Source organism: Verrucosispora sp. ts21 (assembly GCF_002879555.1).
GTDB lineage: Bacteria > Actinomycetota > Actinomycetes > Mycobacteriales > Micromonosporaceae > Micromonospora > Micromonospora gifhornensis.
The window spans coordinates 76,513-92,511 of the sequence record NZ_PNOZ01000016.1; the positions used below are offsets into that span (position 1 = coordinate 76,513).

At 71.7% G+C, this 15,999-nt stretch carries 10 protein-coding genes; 4 read left to right on the forward strand and 6 right to left on the reverse strand.

Annotated elements, in window-relative coordinates; all coding sequences use genetic code 11:
- Nucleotides 1-330: 330 nt before the first annotated feature.
- Nucleotides 331-3,222 carry a glycoside hydrolase family 48 protein gene (locus C1A38_RS09585; RefSeq protein ID WP_199180153.1) on the reverse strand — a complete coding sequence of 964 codons (2,892 nt, stop codon included), beginning with the start codon at nucleotides 3,220-3,222 and terminating at the stop codon, nucleotides 331-333.
- A 961-nt stretch (nucleotides 3,223-4,183) separates the two neighbouring features.
- Between C1A38_RS09585 and C1A38_RS09590 the strand changes: the two genes are divergently transcribed.
- Nucleotides 4,184-5,677 (forward strand): GH1 family beta-glucosidase, encoded by a 1,494-nt coding sequence (locus C1A38_RS09590; protein ID WP_102657478.1) that lies wholly within the window; start codon nucleotides 4,184-4,186, stop codon nucleotides 5,675-5,677.
- Nucleotides 5,678-5,709: 32 nt separating this feature from the next.
- On the opposite strand, the gene C1A38_RS09595 is transcribed toward C1A38_RS09590, so the two are convergent.
- Together C1A38_RS09595 and C1A38_RS09600 are read right to left on the reverse strand one after the other, a co-directional pair.
- Nucleotides 5,710-6,444, reverse strand: a complete 735-nt coding sequence (locus C1A38_RS09595) for a hypothetical protein (protein ID WP_102657479.1) — start codon at nucleotides 6,442-6,444, stop codon at nucleotides 5,710-5,712.
- Nucleotides 6,441-6,944 carry a SigE family RNA polymerase sigma factor gene (locus tag C1A38_RS09600; protein WP_102657480.1) on the reverse strand — a complete coding sequence of 168 codons (504 nt, stop codon included), beginning with the start codon at nucleotides 6,942-6,944 and terminating at the stop codon, nucleotides 6,441-6,443. The genes C1A38_RS09595 and C1A38_RS09600 overlap by 4 nt, the downstream gene beginning before the upstream one ends.
- 143 nt (nucleotides 6,945-7,087) lie before the next feature.
- On the opposite strand from C1A38_RS09600, the gene C1A38_RS09605 reads away from it, so the two are divergent.
- Nucleotides 7,088-7,891 (forward strand): DUF3152 domain-containing protein, encoded by an 804-nt coding sequence (locus tag C1A38_RS09605; RefSeq protein ID WP_102657503.1) that lies wholly within the window; start codon nucleotides 7,088-7,090, stop codon nucleotides 7,889-7,891.
- Between the two features lie 57 nt (nucleotides 7,892-7,948).
- The gene (locus tag C1A38_RS09610; RefSeq protein WP_102657481.1) at nucleotides 7,949-9,178 is read left to right on the forward strand and encodes an MFS transporter; all 1,230 of its coding nucleotides are present in this window, start codon (nucleotides 7,949-7,951) and stop codon (nucleotides 9,176-9,178) included.
- 126 nt (nucleotides 9,179-9,304) lie between these two features.
- On the opposite strand, the gene C1A38_RS09615 is transcribed toward C1A38_RS09610, so the two are convergent.
- The 3 genes from C1A38_RS09615 to C1A38_RS09625 all read right to left on the reverse strand — a co-directional run bounded on the left by C1A38_RS09615 (nucleotide 9,305) and on the right by C1A38_RS09625 (nucleotide 13,761).
- Entirely contained in the window at nucleotides 9,305-9,727 is a 423-nt protein-coding gene (locus C1A38_RS09615; protein WP_102657482.1) for a roadblock/LC7 domain-containing protein, read from the reverse strand.
- Nucleotides 9,724-12,255: a sensor histidine kinase gene (locus C1A38_RS09620; RefSeq protein WP_102657483.1), complete on the reverse strand. Its 2,532-nt coding sequence runs from the start codon at nucleotides 12,253-12,255 to the stop codon at nucleotides 9,724-9,726. The genes C1A38_RS09615 and C1A38_RS09620 overlap by 4 nt, the downstream gene beginning before the upstream one ends.
- Before the next feature lie 120 nt (nucleotides 12,256-12,375).
- A complete protein-coding gene (locus C1A38_RS09625; protein WP_102657484.1) occupies nucleotides 12,376-13,761 on the reverse strand; it encodes an FGGY family carbohydrate kinase in 1,386 nt (461 codons plus the stop codon).
- A gap of 255 nt (nucleotides 13,762-14,016) precedes the next feature.
- Between C1A38_RS09625 and C1A38_RS09630 the strand changes: the two genes are divergently transcribed.
- Nucleotides 14,017-15,939 carry an anthranilate synthase family protein gene (locus C1A38_RS09630; RefSeq protein WP_102657485.1) on the forward strand — a complete coding sequence of 641 codons (1,923 nt, stop codon included), beginning with the start codon at nucleotides 14,017-14,019 and terminating at the stop codon, nucleotides 15,937-15,939.
- The last annotated feature ends 60 nt before the right edge of the window (nucleotides 15,940-15,999 follow it).

Below are 15,999 nucleotides of genomic sequence, written 5' to 3' on the forward strand. Positions count from 1 at the left end.
TGTGTGGCTTCGGGCCGACGGCGAGAAGGGGTGTGGCCGCAACAGCAAAAGGGAGAGGCCGCCACGGGGGGAGCGGCCTCTCCGGTGATGTACGTTACTCCGTCCTCGGCGGTGTTGTTATCCCGAGGCGGTCACTTTTTTTCACGATCTGCGTGGTGTCACTGTCGAATCGGGGGGCGGTGGGGTGGGTCGGCTTCTCCGCTGCGTCGGCCAGAGGGCCGACCCACCCCGGCCTGACCGTGGGTGTCAGGCCGCCGGCCGGTCCTGCCTCTACCCCCGAGGCCCGGCCGGAGCCTCCGGGTGGGTCACCGCCCACCCGGAGGACGTCGTTCAGCCGTTGGGGAACAGCTTCCCGTAGTCGGCGTACGCCATCGCGACGTCCGCCTGGGCCCAGAACCGGTGGTAGCGGAACTCCGGCTCCGGCCCACCGTCGAGGTACGCCTGGACCTTCGGCCACGCCGGGTCGTTCTTGTAGAACGACCGGATGTCGACGAAGCTCTTGCCCGGGGCGATCACGTCACCGTTGGGCATGCGGCCGGTCCAGCCCTGCGGGATGTACAGGCCCTGCCCGGTGGAGGCGTCGTAGACGTCGTCGAAGCGCCGGTAGTCGCCACGCTTCTCCACCGTCGACACACCCTGCGCGTCGCTCTCGCCGTGCAGCGCGTCGAGCAGGCCCTTGGCGGTGTTCTTCGCCGCCACGTTGCCCGACTTGGCCGCGTAGGCGATCAGCGTACGGGCGTAGGAGGCGGCGATGCCGACGTCCTGACCCTTGGCGATCACCTCGACGTGCAGGTTGGTGTTCGGCTGCGGGTTGGTCGGGTTCCAGTTGTTGGGCTGGCCGGTCCACTTCAGATCGGCCGGGATGGACCAGTCCTCGCCCAGGGTGGTGTTGGCGATGGCCCACGGCACCCACTTGTCGAGCAGGGCCTTGGCGCGGGCGTCACCGCTGACCAGGTACAGCTCGGCGATGCGCTGCATCGACCAGGCCTGCATGCCGAACCACTGGTTCGACGGCGGGTCGTTGTAGACCGGGTCCTCGTCGTAGAACATGCCGTAGAAGGTGGCGGTGCCGGCCGGCGGCGTGCCGTAGTGCCCGCCCCAGCTGTTGGTCGCGCCACCGGCGATGCCACCCTCGGCCGACTGGAGCCAGGTGTAGAGCTCCAGCTGCCGGGTGAGGCTGTTGTTCCAGTCCGCCGCCGCGGTCGACGAGCGCGGCTTGAGCTCGTTGACGTTGGTCAGCGCCCAGGCCGCGAACGGGTTCTGGTAGCCGAAGTGGCTGTGGCTGGAACCGATCCGCCACGACCAGTTCTGGCTGGTCTCGTACGCGCCGCCCCAGGCGTAGTACCAGGAGAGCAGGTAGTGGGCGGACTCGCGGTTGTTACCGGCCGGGCACTGGGTGGCCCCGACGCAGTTACCGATGCGCTTGAAGTACTTGTCGAACAGCGCGTACCGCAGGTAGTCACCCATCTTGGCGGCCTTGGTCACGGTCGCCGCCACGTCGGCCTGCTTGTTCTGCTCCTTGGCCCAGGTCAGCGCCCAGTAGGCGGCCTGCACGGCGCGGGCGTCGGCGTCCGGGGCGTTGGTGTACTTCCACTGCTTGGCCGGGGTGCCGGACTCCTTGATGAACAGGTCGAGGTAGCCGCTCGGCCCGCCGTGGGCGAAGGTGTCGCAGGAGGGGTGCGGCACGGTCTCCCACACCGACTCCTGGGTGCCCCGCTGGAAGGTGTTGATGTACGCGGGACGGGTGGTGCCGTTGCCGCAGCGGCCGAAGCCGTAGACGTTGTCCACGTCCAGCAGCCAGTGCATGCCGTAGATGCTGCCGGTGCCGTAGGTCTGCTGCAGTTCCGCGCGCAGCGGGTCCTTGCCGACCGGCACGTTCGCGTCCAGCTGCGACGGGTACTGGTTGGGCAGGTCGTTCTCGGCGGCGTAGGTGGCGTCACCGGCGGAACCGGCGGTCGGCTGGTCGGCCGTGGACGGGATGATGTAGGTCTCCATCACCGTCCAGGCGTTGTTGAACGGCGCCCAGTTCTGAGTGACCCGACCGTAGTACGCCTCCAGCCACAGCCAGAAGCTGAACGCCTCGGAGGTGGTCTGGTGGCCGTGGTCGGGCGCCTCGACGATCAGCGTCTCGATCGAGTGGTACGGCACGCCCTCCGGGCTGAAGTAGCCCGAGTTCTTGATCTTGTTGTACTGGGTGAGGAAGCGCTGCACGTACTCGCCGTCGCCGCCCGGCACGTCGTTGTCGATCTCGGTGACGGTGACCGTCGCCGGCGTGTGGCCGGTGGCCGAGGCGGTGATCGTCGCGGTGCCACCGACGGTGTCGGCGTCCTCGGCGGCCTGGACGGTCACGTCGACGCCATTGTTCCAGTTGCTGGTGGTAAGCGTCAGCGGCGTCGACGGGACGGTGATGTCGGTGTCACCGGTGCGGGTCAGGCTCACCGAGACGTTAGCCGACGGCGCGCGGCTGAGCTTGATGTTGAACGTGGAGCTGCCGCCCTCGGGCACGGTCAGCGCGGTCGGGGTGGCCACCACCGCCGGCGCGGTGGACGCGGTGACGCTGAACGACCGCTCGGCGATCGCCGACAGCCCGCTGTTGTCGTAGGCCCGGGCCTGCACCGTGTAGTCACCGGCCGGCAGGCTCTCCAGGGTGTACGCGTACGGCGCGGTGGTGTCGGTGTTGACCAGCAGGCCGTTGCGGTAGAACTCGACGCGGGCGATGGTGCCGTCCGGGTCGCTCGCGGTGGCGGTCAGCGGCACGGTCGCCGGGGCGGTGAACGGGCCGGCGGGGACCGACAGGCTCACCGTCGGAGGCTGCTGGGCGACGCCACCGCAGGTGACCCCGTTGACGGAGAACGAGGTCGGCTTCGGGTTGCTGCCGGTGTACGAGCCGTTGAAGCCGATGGTGGTGCTGGCGCCGGTGGCCATGCTGCCGTTCCACGCCTCGTTGACGGCGGTGACCTCGTTGCCGCTCTGGCTCCACCGGGCCGACCAGCCGTTGGTGACCCGCTGGTTGCCGGGGAAGGCGAACCGCAACGTCCAGCCGTTGACCGGGTCGCCGAGGTTCTTGAGGACGATGTTGGCGGTGAAGCCGTTGCTCCAGTCATTGGTCTCATAGACCACGTCGCAGGCCGGTGCGGCCTGCGCGGCGCCGGCGGGTACGGTCACCCCGCCGATCGCCAGTGCCGCGGCGGCGAGCCACGCCAGGCGGCGACGTCTTGCCAGATTTCTCATCTGCGCGGTGTCTCCTCGAACCAGGCCGGGTGCGGTGCCGCCCCGGCGGGACGCCTCGCAGACGACAGGACGCGAGACGCCGGTGGATGGTGGTGGGCCGGCCGACGGGCCGGAACGCAGCAGGTCGTCGTCAGACACCCACTGCGATCAGGGCGCCGTACCGGATACACCGGAAGCCCTCGGCGGCCCCACGCTCACGCATACCTGGCTCCACGTGGTCGATCGACAGTGTGCCATGGAAGCGCTCCCAGCACCAGAGATCATACTTCCGGAAGCACTCGGTTGTTTCGATCTTATTTTGGGGCTTTCACAAAGCCGTGACGGGCGTTACAGTCGCAAACAACGTCGATGGGAGCGCTTCCATCGACGGAGCTCCAAGCATTGGATTACCCGGCGCTGTGCCCACAGCAACGGGTACTAAGACCGCAGGCCGACGGCGGGCCAGCCCGGACACCGCCGTCAGCCGTCACCCCACCACAGTGAGGGGAGGTGGATCCTCAAGCCACTCGCGTGGCCCGGCTCCCGCGCGACACGCACGACTGGGACGCCAATCCGCACGTGCGTGTACCGCAACACAGTGGGGACGGGGGTTGCCCTCCCCCGTCCCCACACTAAACCCCCGTTAACGATGGGAAAAGAGGCCGACGGGTCAGACGCGCATCACCCGCGCGCCCCGCACGGCAGTATGCCCCGCCCGCCGACCGTGCGCTGCCCCGCCGACCACATCCGGGAGCACGCCGCCGGTCCGCCCGCGGAACTCGGCGCACCCCGGTCCCGCCACACCCGACGCCCGACCGGCTGACCGCCAGAACCCCCCACCTTTGTCTCCGCCGCCATCGCGGTCGTCCGTGATCTACGACGATCATGCGCCAGCGGCGGCCGCCCACCCTTTACGCTTTATTGGGAGCGCTCCCGAGGGGCGCGGCGGCCACCCCACCCACGAGGAGAACCCATGTCGATGCTCACCAGGCGCCACCTGCTGCGCCGCGCGGCGCTGTCGGCCACCGCCGTGACGCCGGCCGGCGCCGCACTGGGCGCGGTCACCACCGCAGCCGGCGCCACCGCCCTCGCCGGTTGCCAGACCGGCGAGGATGCCGCACCCACCGAGCCGACCGCCAGCTCCGCCGCCCGGTTGCAGTTCCCGGTGAACTTCGGCTGGGGCGCAGCCACCTCGGCGTACCAGATCGAAGGCGCCGCCAAGGAAGACGGCCGGGGCGAGTCGGTCTGGGACACCTTCAGCCACACGCCGGGGCGCATCCGCAACGGCGACACCGGTGACGTCGCCGCCGACCACTACCACCGCTACGCCGAAGACCTCGATCTGATGCGCGACCTGGGGCTGCGCAGCTACCGGTTCTCCATCTCCTGGCCGCGCATCCAGCCCGACGGCACCGGCGCCGCCAACCAGCGGGGCATCGACTTCTACCGTCGCCTGGTCGACGGGCTGCACGAGCGTGGCATCTCCCCGATGGCCACCCTGTTCCACTGGGACCTGCCGCAGACGCTGCAGGACGCCGGCGGCTGGGAATCCCGCGACGTGGCGTACCGCTTCGCCGACTACGCGGCGACCGTGTTCGAGGCGCTCGGCGACCGGGTGCCCGTCTGGCTCACCATCAACGAGCCCAAGACCGTCGTGCAGAACGGCTACCTGTACGGCCACCACGCCCCCGGCCGGCAGGACCCGGACGCCGCCTACCTCGTCGCCCACCATCTGCAACTCGCCCACGGCCTCGCGGTGCAGGCGCTGCGCGCCGACGGCGGCACCGGCCGCATCGGGCCGGCCTTCAACCTGCACCCCTGCTACCCCGCCGACGACTCGCCCGCCGCCGCCGAGGCCACCCGGCTGTACGACGGCTACGAGAACCGCCTCTACCTCGACTCCGCTCTCAAGGGCAGCTACCCGGAGGATGTCCTGGCCGACCTCGGGCCGACCAGTCGGATGGTCCGGGGCATCCGCGACGGCGACCTGGAGATCATTTCCTCCCCCGTCGACGTGCTCGCGGTGCAGTACTACACCCCGATCTACGTCACCGCCAACGGCGGCACGATGCGCCGCTGGCCCACCTCCGAGGCGAGCTGGCAGCAGATCTACCCGGACGGGATGTACGACATCCTGACCCGGGTCACCCGCGACTACGGCCCGATCCCGCTCACCGTCACCGAGAACGGGCTGCCCACCCCCGACGTCCTCGCCGCCGACGGCACCGTCGAGGACACCGGCCGGGTCACCTTCCTGCGCGACCACCTGGCCGCCGCCCACCGCGCCGTCACCGACGGTGTGCCCCTGGAGAGCTTCCACGTCTGGTCGCTGCTCGACAACTTCGAGTGGGCCGAGGGCTACGACCAGCGCTGGGGACTGATCTACATCGACTACCCCACCCAGCGGCGCGTGCTCAAGCGCAGCGCCCACTGGTACCGCCAGGTCATCGCCGACAACGCGGTGTGAGACCCGGGTGACGCGCAGGGCCGGCGGACGGATCAGAGCCGCCGGCCCTGCGCGTCCCAGGCGAGGATGCCGTCGAGCCGCTGCCCTGGGCGCAGCACCTGCGGATGGAACCAGAAGACCACCACGTCGGCGTCCTCGCTCCACCTGGCCAGCTCCGCATCCATCCGCTGCCCGCCGACCGAGCCGATGATCCGGGTGGCCGGTCCGACGAAGTACCCGAACGTGGGCACCGGATCGTCGGGGAGCAGCTGCGCCGACGGCTCGTACCCGAGCTCGTGGAAGCCGGGTCGGCGGTCGCTGCCCTCGACGTCGTTGACCAGGTAGTCCACGGTCAGCGCGCCGGTGACGGAACGCCGCCCGGCGACCAGGCCGATCGTCACCTCGGGCGCCCGGGGCACGTCGACGGCGACGAAGTAGAAGACCCGCTCGTCGCCGCCGTACCGGATGCCGGTGCTCAGGACCGTACCGATCGGCGGCCGTGCCGGTGGCGGCGTCGCCGCGCCGACGGTCGGCTCGGTGACCGTGGTGGCCGTCGACGAGGTGGCTGCGGGCTGTGCGCTGCGCTCGAACGGATCGGGTTGGCGGAGCACGGCCGCCACGCCGACGGCCACCACGATGACCGAGAGCAGGGCCGCGCCGCCCCGGACCACTCGTCGCCTGCGGCGCAGCCGACGCCCCTGCCGCATGATCGTGTCCACGTCGAACCGACCCCGGTCGTCCGGTTCGGTGGCCCGGATGGCCGCGCGGAGGCGATCTGTCTCGTTCATCGGTCCCCTCCCGGGGCGGTCGGCAGTTCGACAAGGTTCTGCCGCAGCTTCTCCAGGGCTCGGGAGGTGGTGCTCTTCACCGTGCCCAGGGAAACGTCGAGCTCGCGGGCGACCTGCTGTTCGGGCAGGTCGAACAGGTAGCGCAGCACGACGATCGCCCGTTGGCGGGCGGTGAGGGCGCCGAGGGCGATCTGCAGCCAGCGCCGGGCGGTGACCTCGTCGGCGACGTCACCGCGTCGCTGGTGCGGAACCTCGTCGACGGGGTACTCCCGGATCGGACGCCGCCAGTTGTCCACGATGTAATTGATCATCACTCGTCGGGTGTAGGCGTAGGGGTCGTCGCGGCGTACCCGCGACCAGGACGCATAGGTACGCACCAACGCGGTCTGCGCGGCGTCCTCGGCCTGGTGGTGGTCGCCGGTCATCAGGTACGCGGCGTGGGCCAACCGGCCGGAGGCCGCCTGGACAAACTCCACGAACTCGGCGTCACCCCTGGCCATCGTCACCTCTTGCCTGCCTCACGATGAGTCCTGACGAGCGAGGCCACCAAAAGGTTGAGCCGTCGGCGGATGAACTTTCCACCGATGCCTGTCGTCTTCCTCCCCGCCGCCCGACCCGGGCAGGCAGTGGAGGGAGAACCATGATGTCGTACGCCCCTCGGGTGCCCGCCGGTCGCGGCCGATCGTGGGCGTCACCGCTGGTCGCCGTGCTGCTGGCCGGCTGTGCCCCGGCGATGCCCGCGCCCGAAGCGCCGTTCGCGCCGGTCGTCACCGCGCCGCCGACCGGTCGACCGAGAGTGGCTGCCGCACCGCTCGCGTCCACGCCACCACCGGTCGTCAGTTACCCGGCCCAGGGCGCCAACCGCTGGGATGTCGCTCGCGGCGAGGCGACACCGGGGACCGGGCCGGGTCGGCTGCTGCGTTACCGGGTGGCGATCGAGCGGGGCATCGAGGGCATCGCGCTCACCGAGTTCGCCGCCGAGGTCAGCCGGATCCTCTCCGACCCGCAGGGCTGGAGCGCCGGTGGGCAGTGGCGACTGCGCCGGGTCGGCCCCGACCGTCGCCCTGACTTCACCATCTATCTGGCCACCCCGGTCACCCGGGACCTGCTGTGTCAGGACACTCCCGACGGCTACACCTCCTGCCGCAACGGTGACCGGGTGGTCGTCAACGTCGCCCGCTGGGTCAAGGGCGCACCCGGCTTCGGCACCGACGTCGACCACTACCGTCAGTACGTGGTCAACCACGAGGTCGGTCACCGTCTCGGCATGGGCCACGAACTGTGCCCGGGCCGTGGCCGACCGGCGCCGGTGATGCAGCAGCAGACCCTCGGCCTGCACGGCTGTACGCCCAACGGCCTGCCGTACCTCGACGGCCGCCGCTACTCCGGGCGGTCCGGGGCCTACGACGATCGGATCCCGCCGCGCGACCGGGGCCTGTCGGGCTGACCCGTCGACGGCCCGGGGTGGTGTCCGCCGGACGCGGGCTACGCCTAGGCTCGCGGGATGGATCGGAATCGACGATCGCTGGGCCGGCCGTTCTGGACGTTCTGGAGCGCGGCCGCGCTTGCCAACCTCGGTGACGGCATCCGGGTGGCCGCCTTCCCGTTGCTGGCCGCGGCGCTCACCGACAATCCGCTGGCGGTCGCCGCCGTTGCCGCCGCCCAGTTCCTGCCCTGGTTGGTGTCCGGCCTGCTCGCCGGCGCCCTCGCCGACCGCCGTGGGGCCCGCGGTCTGCTCACCGTCGCCGACACCGGTCGGGTCGTCGTGCTCGGCACGCTCGCCGCCGCGATCGCCCTGGGCTGGGCGAGCATCGCCCTCGTGGTGGCCGCCGCGTTCCTGCTCGGCGTCGGCGAGACCATCCGCGACACGGCTGCCCAGACCGCCGTACCCCGGCTCGTTCCGGACGCCCAGTTGGAGAAGGCGAACGGGCGGCTCGTCGCCGGTGAGATCGTCGGCAACGAGTTCGTCGGCCCCCCGGTGGGGGCACTGCTGTTCGTCGTCGGCGCCGCCATCCCGTTCGCCGTCAACGGCGCCACGCTCGCCCTGGCGGTGATGCTTGTGTTGTCCCTGCCGCTGACCCTGGCCCACCGGCCCGGCCACGACGACGACGCGCCGGTCGCCGACGGCGACGGTGTCCTGGCCGGCCTGCGCTGGCTGGTACGCCAACCGATGCTGCGGACCCTGGTGCTCGTCACCGCCGCCGTGGCCGCTGCCGACACCGCCTGGTTCGCGATCTTCGTGCTGTATGCCCGCGACGCCCTCGACCTCGGGGCGTTCGGCTTCGGACTGCTGCTGGCCACCGGGGCGGTCGGCGGTCTGCTCGGCTCGTTCACCGCCGACCGGCTGATCGCCCGGTTCCGCCACCGCACCGTACTCACCTGGTCGATGGCGGTCACCGCAGGCGTACCGGTGCTGCTGGCGGTCGTCGCCGACCGGACCGTGGCCGTGGTCGTGGTGGTCGCCACCAGCGCGGCGTTCGCCGTGCTCAACGTCGCCGCCCTGTCGGTACGGCAGCGGCTGGTGCCCGGCGGGTTGCTGGGTCGGGTCGTCGCCGCTGCCCGCCTGGTCACCTACAGCGCCACGGCACTGGGCGCGCTGGCCGGCGGCGCACTTGCCACCCGCGCCGGCCTGGGCGCGCCGTTCGTGTTCAGCGGCGCGGTCGCCGTCGCCGCCACCGCAGCATGGTGGCTCGCTTCCCGACCCGCCACGCCCGGTGCCCTCGGCCTGCGCTGACCGGACTCGGCCTCCCGACCCGCCACGCCCCGATGCCCTCGGCCCGCGCCGACCGGAGTGTTAAGAAGGGGCCCCGCTACTACCGGAGGCGTTAACAAGGTGCCCTTCCTTACCTCCGGGAACGGGTCAGCGGGGCAGGGCCTGCTGCAACTCGGCGCGCAGGGCCGGGGTCAGCATCTCCCCCGTCTGCTTCGCCAGCCGGGCCATCTCGTAGCCCACCACACCGATGTCGGCGTCCGCTGCGGCCAGGGTGGCCAGGATCGAGCCGTCGCGGATCTGCATCACCAGGAAGTAGCCACGGCCCATCTCGACCACGGTCTGCTTGACCACGTCACCGTCGAACATCTGGGCCGCGCCGGCGGTGATGCTCATCAGGCCCGAGGTCACCGCGGCGAGCTTGTCCGCGTGGTCGCGTGGCAGGTGATCGGAGATGGCGACCAGCAGTCCGTCGGAGGACACCACCACGGCGTGCGCCACACCGGGCACCCGTTCCGCGAACCCGCTGACCAGCCAGCTGAGGTCCCGGGCCTCCTGAGACAACGTTGTCACTTGGGTCCTCCTTCACTCCATGTCCCCGGCGGTGGCACGGGTATCTCGGTGGTCTCCTCGGCCTCGGCACGTCGCACACCGCTGTACAGCTTCGACAACATGCCGCCGACCGCCTCCGGGTCCGGGTCGTGCCGCGCCACCTGCTGCTGCCCGGGACGGGCCGGCTGGGTGACGCTGCGCAACTGGGCCATCGGAACCCGCACCGGCAGTCCGCGGTCGTTGGTGCCGCCGGTCACCGGCACCGACGGCGGTGCCGAACTGTCGGCGGTGGCCGGCGACGACGGCCCCTCCCGGGACCACCATCCGCTGCCCGTCGACGCCGGTGCGGCCGCCGGGGCGAGCACGTCCTCCGCGCGTACCGGCACGGGGTGAGCCTGTCGGGGCACGGTGGTCGGTCGCCGCCCGGCCACCGGCAACTCCATCGGCTGCCCGGCCACCGGCAGCTCCATCGGCTGTCCGGCGGTCACCGGCACCTGCGAGCGGGGCACCGGCAGCCCGCGCGGCGACGGTGCCGGGTCCAGACCCGGCGGCGGTGCGGCCGCCAGCAGCGCACCGGGCAGCCGGATCCGGGCCACCAGCCCGCCGATCCCGCCGTGCAACCGCACCTCGATGCCGTGCCGGGCCGCCAGGTGGCTGACCACGAACAGACCCATCCGCTCGACCGTCGCCACGTCCGCCGCCGGCGGCTCGGCCAGTACGGCGTTGGCCTCGGCCAGCGCGGTCGGGCTCATGCCCAGACCCTGGTCGGCGATCTCGATCGTCGCGCCGGAGCCCTCCGCGCGGGCCATCACCTGCACGACCGTGTCGGGGCGGGAGAACGCGGTGGCATTCTCCAGCAGCTCGGCGAGCAGGTGCACCACCTCGCCGACGGCATGCCCGACGAGATGCAGGTCGGCCACCGCCTCGTGCCGCACCCGCTGGTACTGCTCGATCTCGGCGCTCGCCGCCAGCAGCACCGCGTTCAACCCGACCGGCCGGTTCCAGCGGCGGGTCGACTCGGTACCGGCCAGCACCAGCAGGCTCTCGTCGTTACGCCGCATACGGGCGGCGAGATGGTCCAGCTTGAACAGGTTCTCCAGCTGGTCCGGGTCGCTCTCCTCGCGTTCCAGGTCGTCGAGCAGCTCCAGCTGCCGCTCCACCAGCACCTGGCTACGCCGGGCGAGGTTGATGAACATCGCGTTGACGTTGCGTCGCATGTTCGCCTGCTCGACGGCCACCCCGACCGCGCTGCGGTGCACCGCGACGAACGCCTCGGCCAGCTCACCGATCTCGTCGAGCGAGCGCACCACCGCCGGGGAGACCTCGATCGGCGGCACACCACCGGAGACCGACCGCAACCGGGCCAACGCGTCGGGCAGCTCGATCTGCGCGATCCGCAACGCCTGTGAACGCAGCAGGCGGATCGACCGGGCCATCGACCGGCCGATCAGCACCGAGATCAGCACCGCCACCAGCAGCACCGTGATGATCACTCCGACCATCAGCAGCGTCTCCCGCAGCTGGGCGTCGCTGGCCCGCTCCGCCTGAGTCGCGGAGTCTGCGAGGATCTCGGCTTCGAAATCTCTCAGCAGGTCATGGCGGACCTCGCTGAACGTCCACCAGTCGTCGTCGGCCAGCAACGTCAGCGCGGTCGGGTTCTGGGTCAGCGCCCGGTCCTCCAGCCGGCCGGCCCGGACGAAGGGATCCAGCTGGCTCAGCTGGTCGTAGCGGGCCACCTGCGCGTTGCTCGCCGCGACACGGAACGCGCCCAACGCCGTCAGCTGCCGCGATCGTAGATCGTTGAGCTGCGCCCGGTCGTTGTCCTGGTACCCGCCGCTGCGGGCCGCCGCGTAGAGCTCCGCGCGTACTCGCGAGGAGAGATCCTTGGCCCGGGCGAACTGCACGTAGCGCAGCACCGCGTCGGACAGCTCCGGCCGTTCGGCGCCCGGCGACGGTCGGGCGAGCAGGGTCAACAGGGCGTCCACCGCCCGGTGATAGTTGCCGAGGATGGTGTCGTCACTCAACACCACTGTGGTCATCACGTTGCGCATGTAGATGACCTGCTGGTAGGCCTGGTAGGCCACCGAGTAGGTCTCCTCCCAGGAGGCGTCGCCCCTGCCCACCGGCTCGGCGGCCCGGTGCAACGCCTGCGCTGCCTGGTCGACACTGTCGCGGTAGGGCTTCAGCGCCTCCACCACCTGCGCGCTCTCCTCCTCGGAGGAGGCGGCCCGCAAGGCGGGCAGCTCACCGGCGGTGCGGTCGCGTTCCATCTGCAACCAGTGCACCAGGTTGGCGATCTCCGGCGCGATGCCCACCTGCGCGGCGAAGTCGCTCAACGTGTTGGCCCGGCCGACCAGGCTCTGGGTCTGCACCCCCGCCAGGACCAGGAAGGCGACCGACGGGATCACCAGCACCGTGGCGAGCTTGGTGCGCATCCGCCAGTCCCGAAGCCGCAGCGCGGAGCGGCGGCGGTGGGGCACCACCCGGACGTCGAACCGCCGCCGACGATGGTGCGACACCGTCGAGGCCTGGTCCGGTCCTGCTGCCACGAGCTCCTCCTCCCACGCGTCCGCCGCGGCCCGGGGAGCGCCCGTTATCCAACCAGGTCCCGGACCAGTGTCAACGCCCTGCCCTTACGTTGGTTCAGGAGGGCACCGCCGGGCGTCACCCTATGCCGTACCCGGCGAGCTTTGATCATCCGTCTGGCCGATATCGGCCAATTCGACGGCGTCGGCGATGCGGTCACAGGCCACCAGCGCGGCACCTGTCGCACCGATCTCCGGGTGCCGCCCGAAGTGCACCTGTCGAGGCGCCAACACCTCGACGAATGCTGCCCGCCACCACGGCGAGGCCGCCATCGCCCCGCCGCCGAGAACCACCTCCACCGGTGCACCGACGGTGGACTCCAGGGCGGCCAGGTGATCGACGACCTGCTCGCACACGCCGTACAGCAGTCCGGCCAGCATCTGCACGGCAGTGGTGCTGAAGCTCAACCCGCTCAGCTCACCCGAGCCGGCGCGACGGCTGCCCGGTGGCCGGTCACCGCCGAGGGCCACGTTCGCCGGACGCCGGTCGCCGGGCGACAGCCCCCACAGCGCCGCCTCCAGCGCCGGGCCCTCGGGCAGCCGCAACTCCCGATCGGCCCATGCGAACACGTTCCCCCCGGAGGAGTACGCCGCCCCGGTGACCACGTGCTCGTGGTCGACACGGTAGCGCCAGAGCCGCGGGGGCAACGGGGCCAGCGGCTCGTGCGCGGGCATCCGTTGCAGCAGCCGCACCGCCGACGAGGTGCCCACGGTCACCGCCGCCCGGGTGTGGTCGATGCAGCCGGAGCCGACGTTGGAGGCGGCTCCGTCACCGATCGGCGGCGACCAGGGCACCCGCGCCAACGTCGGCCACCGGCGGGCGTACGCCGGACGTAGCCGGCCCCGCCAGTGAGACGGCGCCAGCTCCGGCAGTTCGTCACCGCCGACACCGGCCAACGCGCAGGCCTCCGGATCCCAGTCGAGGGTGCTGATGTCCAGCAGGCCGGTGCCGGAGGCCTGGGATACCGACATCGGCGCGTCGTCGAGCAGTTGACTGAGGGCGTACTCGACCAGGCCGGCGAACCGGGCCACCGGACTGCCGCAGTGTGCCCGCAGCCAGGGCAGCCGCACCGACCAGTAGCAGCGGTGCCACCAGGTGCCGGTGCGTTGGTGGTAGGCATCCGGATCGGCCGGGCCGGCCTGCGTCGGGGCGGGCTCGGGCCGGGTGTCCAGCCAGGTGAGCACCGGGCCGAGCGGCTGACCGTCGACGCCGAGCGGCAGTACGGAGTGCCACTGCGCGCTGATCGCCACCAGCTCCACCTCGCGCAGCCAGCCCTGCTCGTTCAACTCGTCCAGGCAGTCGAACAGGCAGGCCAGGTAGCTGCGGGCATCGAGGGTGCCGGTGCCCTCGTCGTCGACGGTCAGGTCGATCCGACGCCGGGCCAACGCTCCCGGCACCGGCTGGATGTCGTCACCCAGCACGAGCCCACGCACCGAGGAGGTGCCCAGGTCCAGCGCGAGAATGTTCATCGCCGGTCAACGTACCCCCTGGCTCGGCGAGCACAACCCTGCCGTGCTCCCGGGTACGTCGAACGGCTTCCCCACCGCCCGCCACGCGCGTAGGGTGGGCGCATGCTCGCGCGACTGTCCTGCTGGTGGCCCGCCGACCCGGCGGCCCATCCCCGCGCGTAGCTTTCCCACGCGGCCGCCCGACGAGGCGGCCGCCGGTCAACTCTTCCGGCCCGTGGGCCGCCCCCGACGGCGGCACCCGGCCCGAGGAGACCGATGACACCGCCCACACCGCTGACCGACCTGCTCGCCGCGCTCGCCGACGGCGCCGACCCGGGCCCGTTCGCTCTGATCCGCCGCGACGGCGCCGAGCATCTCGACCTGTTCACCGGCCCGGTCGGCACCGTCGACCGACTCGCCGACATCCCGTTACCCGCCGGAGCGGCCGGCCCCACCACGCTGGCCCTGGTGCCGTTCCGGCAGGTCGCGGAGCGGGGCTTCGCCTGCGTCGACGACGGCGTGCCACTGGAGTGCCTGCGCATCGACAGTCGGGCACGGTTGCCGCTGGCCGAGGTCCTCGACGCGCTGCCCGACGGTCCGGTACGCACCACCGGCGCGGCCTTCGACATCAGCGACGACGAGTACGCCGACACCGTCGCCCGGGTGCTCGCCGAGGAGATCGGCCGCGGCGAAGGGGCCAACTTCGTCATCCACCGCACCCTGCACGCTCAGGTGCAGGGTGCGCCGTTGACCGCCGCGCTGGCCGCGTTGCGGTGCCTGCTGCTGCGCGAACGCGGTGCGTACTGGACGTTCGTGGTGCACACCGGCGCCCGCACGCTTGTCGGTGCCAGCCCGGAACGGCACGTCAGCGTCGACGACGGGCTGGTCATGATGAACCCGATCAGCGGCACCTTCCGGCACACCGGCGCGGCGGCGGACCGGGCGGCGCTGCTGCGTTTCCTCGCCGACACCAAGGAGGTCGAGGAGCTGTACATGGTCCTCGACGAGGAACTGAAGATGATGGCCACGGTGGCCGAGCACGGTGGTCAGGTGGTCGGGCCGTACCTCAAGGAGATGTCCCATCTGGCGCACACCGAGTACCTGCTCGCCGGTCGCGGCTCGAAGGACGTCCGCGACGTGCTGCGGGAGACCATGTTCGCACCGACGGTGACGGGCAGCCCGATGGAGAACGCCTGCCGGGTGATCGCCCGACACGAGCGCACCGGCCGCCGCTACTACGCGGGCGTGCTGGCCCTGCTCGGCCACGACGACGCGGGTCGGCAGACCCTCGACGCGCCAATCCTCATCCGTACCGCCGAGATCGGTCCCGACGGGGCGCTGCGGGTGCCGGTCGGTGCCACCCTGGTGCGGCACTCCACCCCGGCGGCCGAGGTCGCCGAGACCCACGCCAAGGCGGCCGGCGTGCTGGCCGCCCTGGGCCTGGGGCCGCAGGCGCCGACCGCCGGCACCGGCCCGGTGGGCCGGCTGGCCGACGATCCGCAGGTACGCGCGGCACTGGCGGCCCGCAACGCGCCACTGTCCCGGTTCTGGCTGGACCAGCGGCCGCCGGGGGCACTCGCCGTGCCCGCGCTGACCGGCCGTCGGGCGCTGATCGTCGACGGTGAGGACACCTTCACCGGGATGCTCGCCCACCAGTTGGGGGCGCTGGGCCTGACGGTCACCGTGCAGCCCTGGCACGCCGACGCGCCGGTGTCCGGGTACGACCTGGTCCTGGTCGGGCCGGGCCCCGGTGACCCGAACAGCGACACCCCGAAGATGCAGCGGCTACGGGCCCTGCTGCGGGTGTTGCTGGCCGACGGCCGACCGACGCTCGCAGTCTGCCTCGGCCACCAACTGCTGGCCGGGCTGCTCGGGTTGCGGGTCGACCGTCGCGCCGCGCCCTACCAGGGGCTGCAACGCACGGTGCCGCTGTTCGGCACGCCCCGACGCCTCGGCTTCTACGCCACCTTCACCGCCCGCGCCGCCGCCGACCGGCAGGACAGCCCGTACGGTCCCGTCGAACTGGCCCGCGACGAGGCCGACGGGGCGGTGCACGCGCTGCGCGGCACGGGCTTCGCCGGGGTGCAGTTCCACCCGGAATCGGTGCTCAGCCCGGACGGCCTGGCCGTGCTGGCCGACCTGCTGCGGGACCTGTTGCCGGCGCCGGCCGGTGAACTGTCCCCCACCGTGCAGGCATAGCAGCGCCGATCCGGGGTAGCGCTGCTGACGGGCCGGTGGCCCGGGCGGGTTTGAGAGCCC

Coding starts and splice junctions, on each gene's coding strand:
- C1A38_RS09610 (WP_102657481.1), top strand. CDS start 7,949: ATGGATCGGAATCGACGATCGCTGGGCCGGCCGTTCTGGACGTTCTGG.
- C1A38_RS09630 (WP_102657485.1), top strand. CDS start 14,017: ATGACACCGCCCACACCGCTGACCGACCTGCTCGCCGCGCTCGCCGAC.
- C1A38_RS09605 (WP_102657503.1), top strand. CDS start 7,088: ATGTCGTACGCCCCTCGGGTGCCCGCCGGTCGCGGCCGATCGTGGGCG.
- C1A38_RS09595 (WP_102657479.1), bottom strand. CDS start 6,444: ATGAACGAGACAGATCGCCTCCGCGCGGCCATCCGGGCCACCGAACCG.
- C1A38_RS09625 (WP_102657484.1), bottom strand. CDS start 13,761: ATGAACATTCTCGCGCTGGACCTGGGCACCTCCTCGGTGCGTGGGCTC.
- C1A38_RS09590 (WP_102657478.1), top strand. CDS start 4,184: ATGTCGATGCTCACCAGGCGCCACCTGCTGCGCCGCGCGGCGCTGTCG.
- C1A38_RS09600 (WP_102657480.1), bottom strand. CDS start 6,944: ATGGCCAGGGGTGACGCCGAGTTCGTGGAGTTTGTCCAGGCGGCCTCC.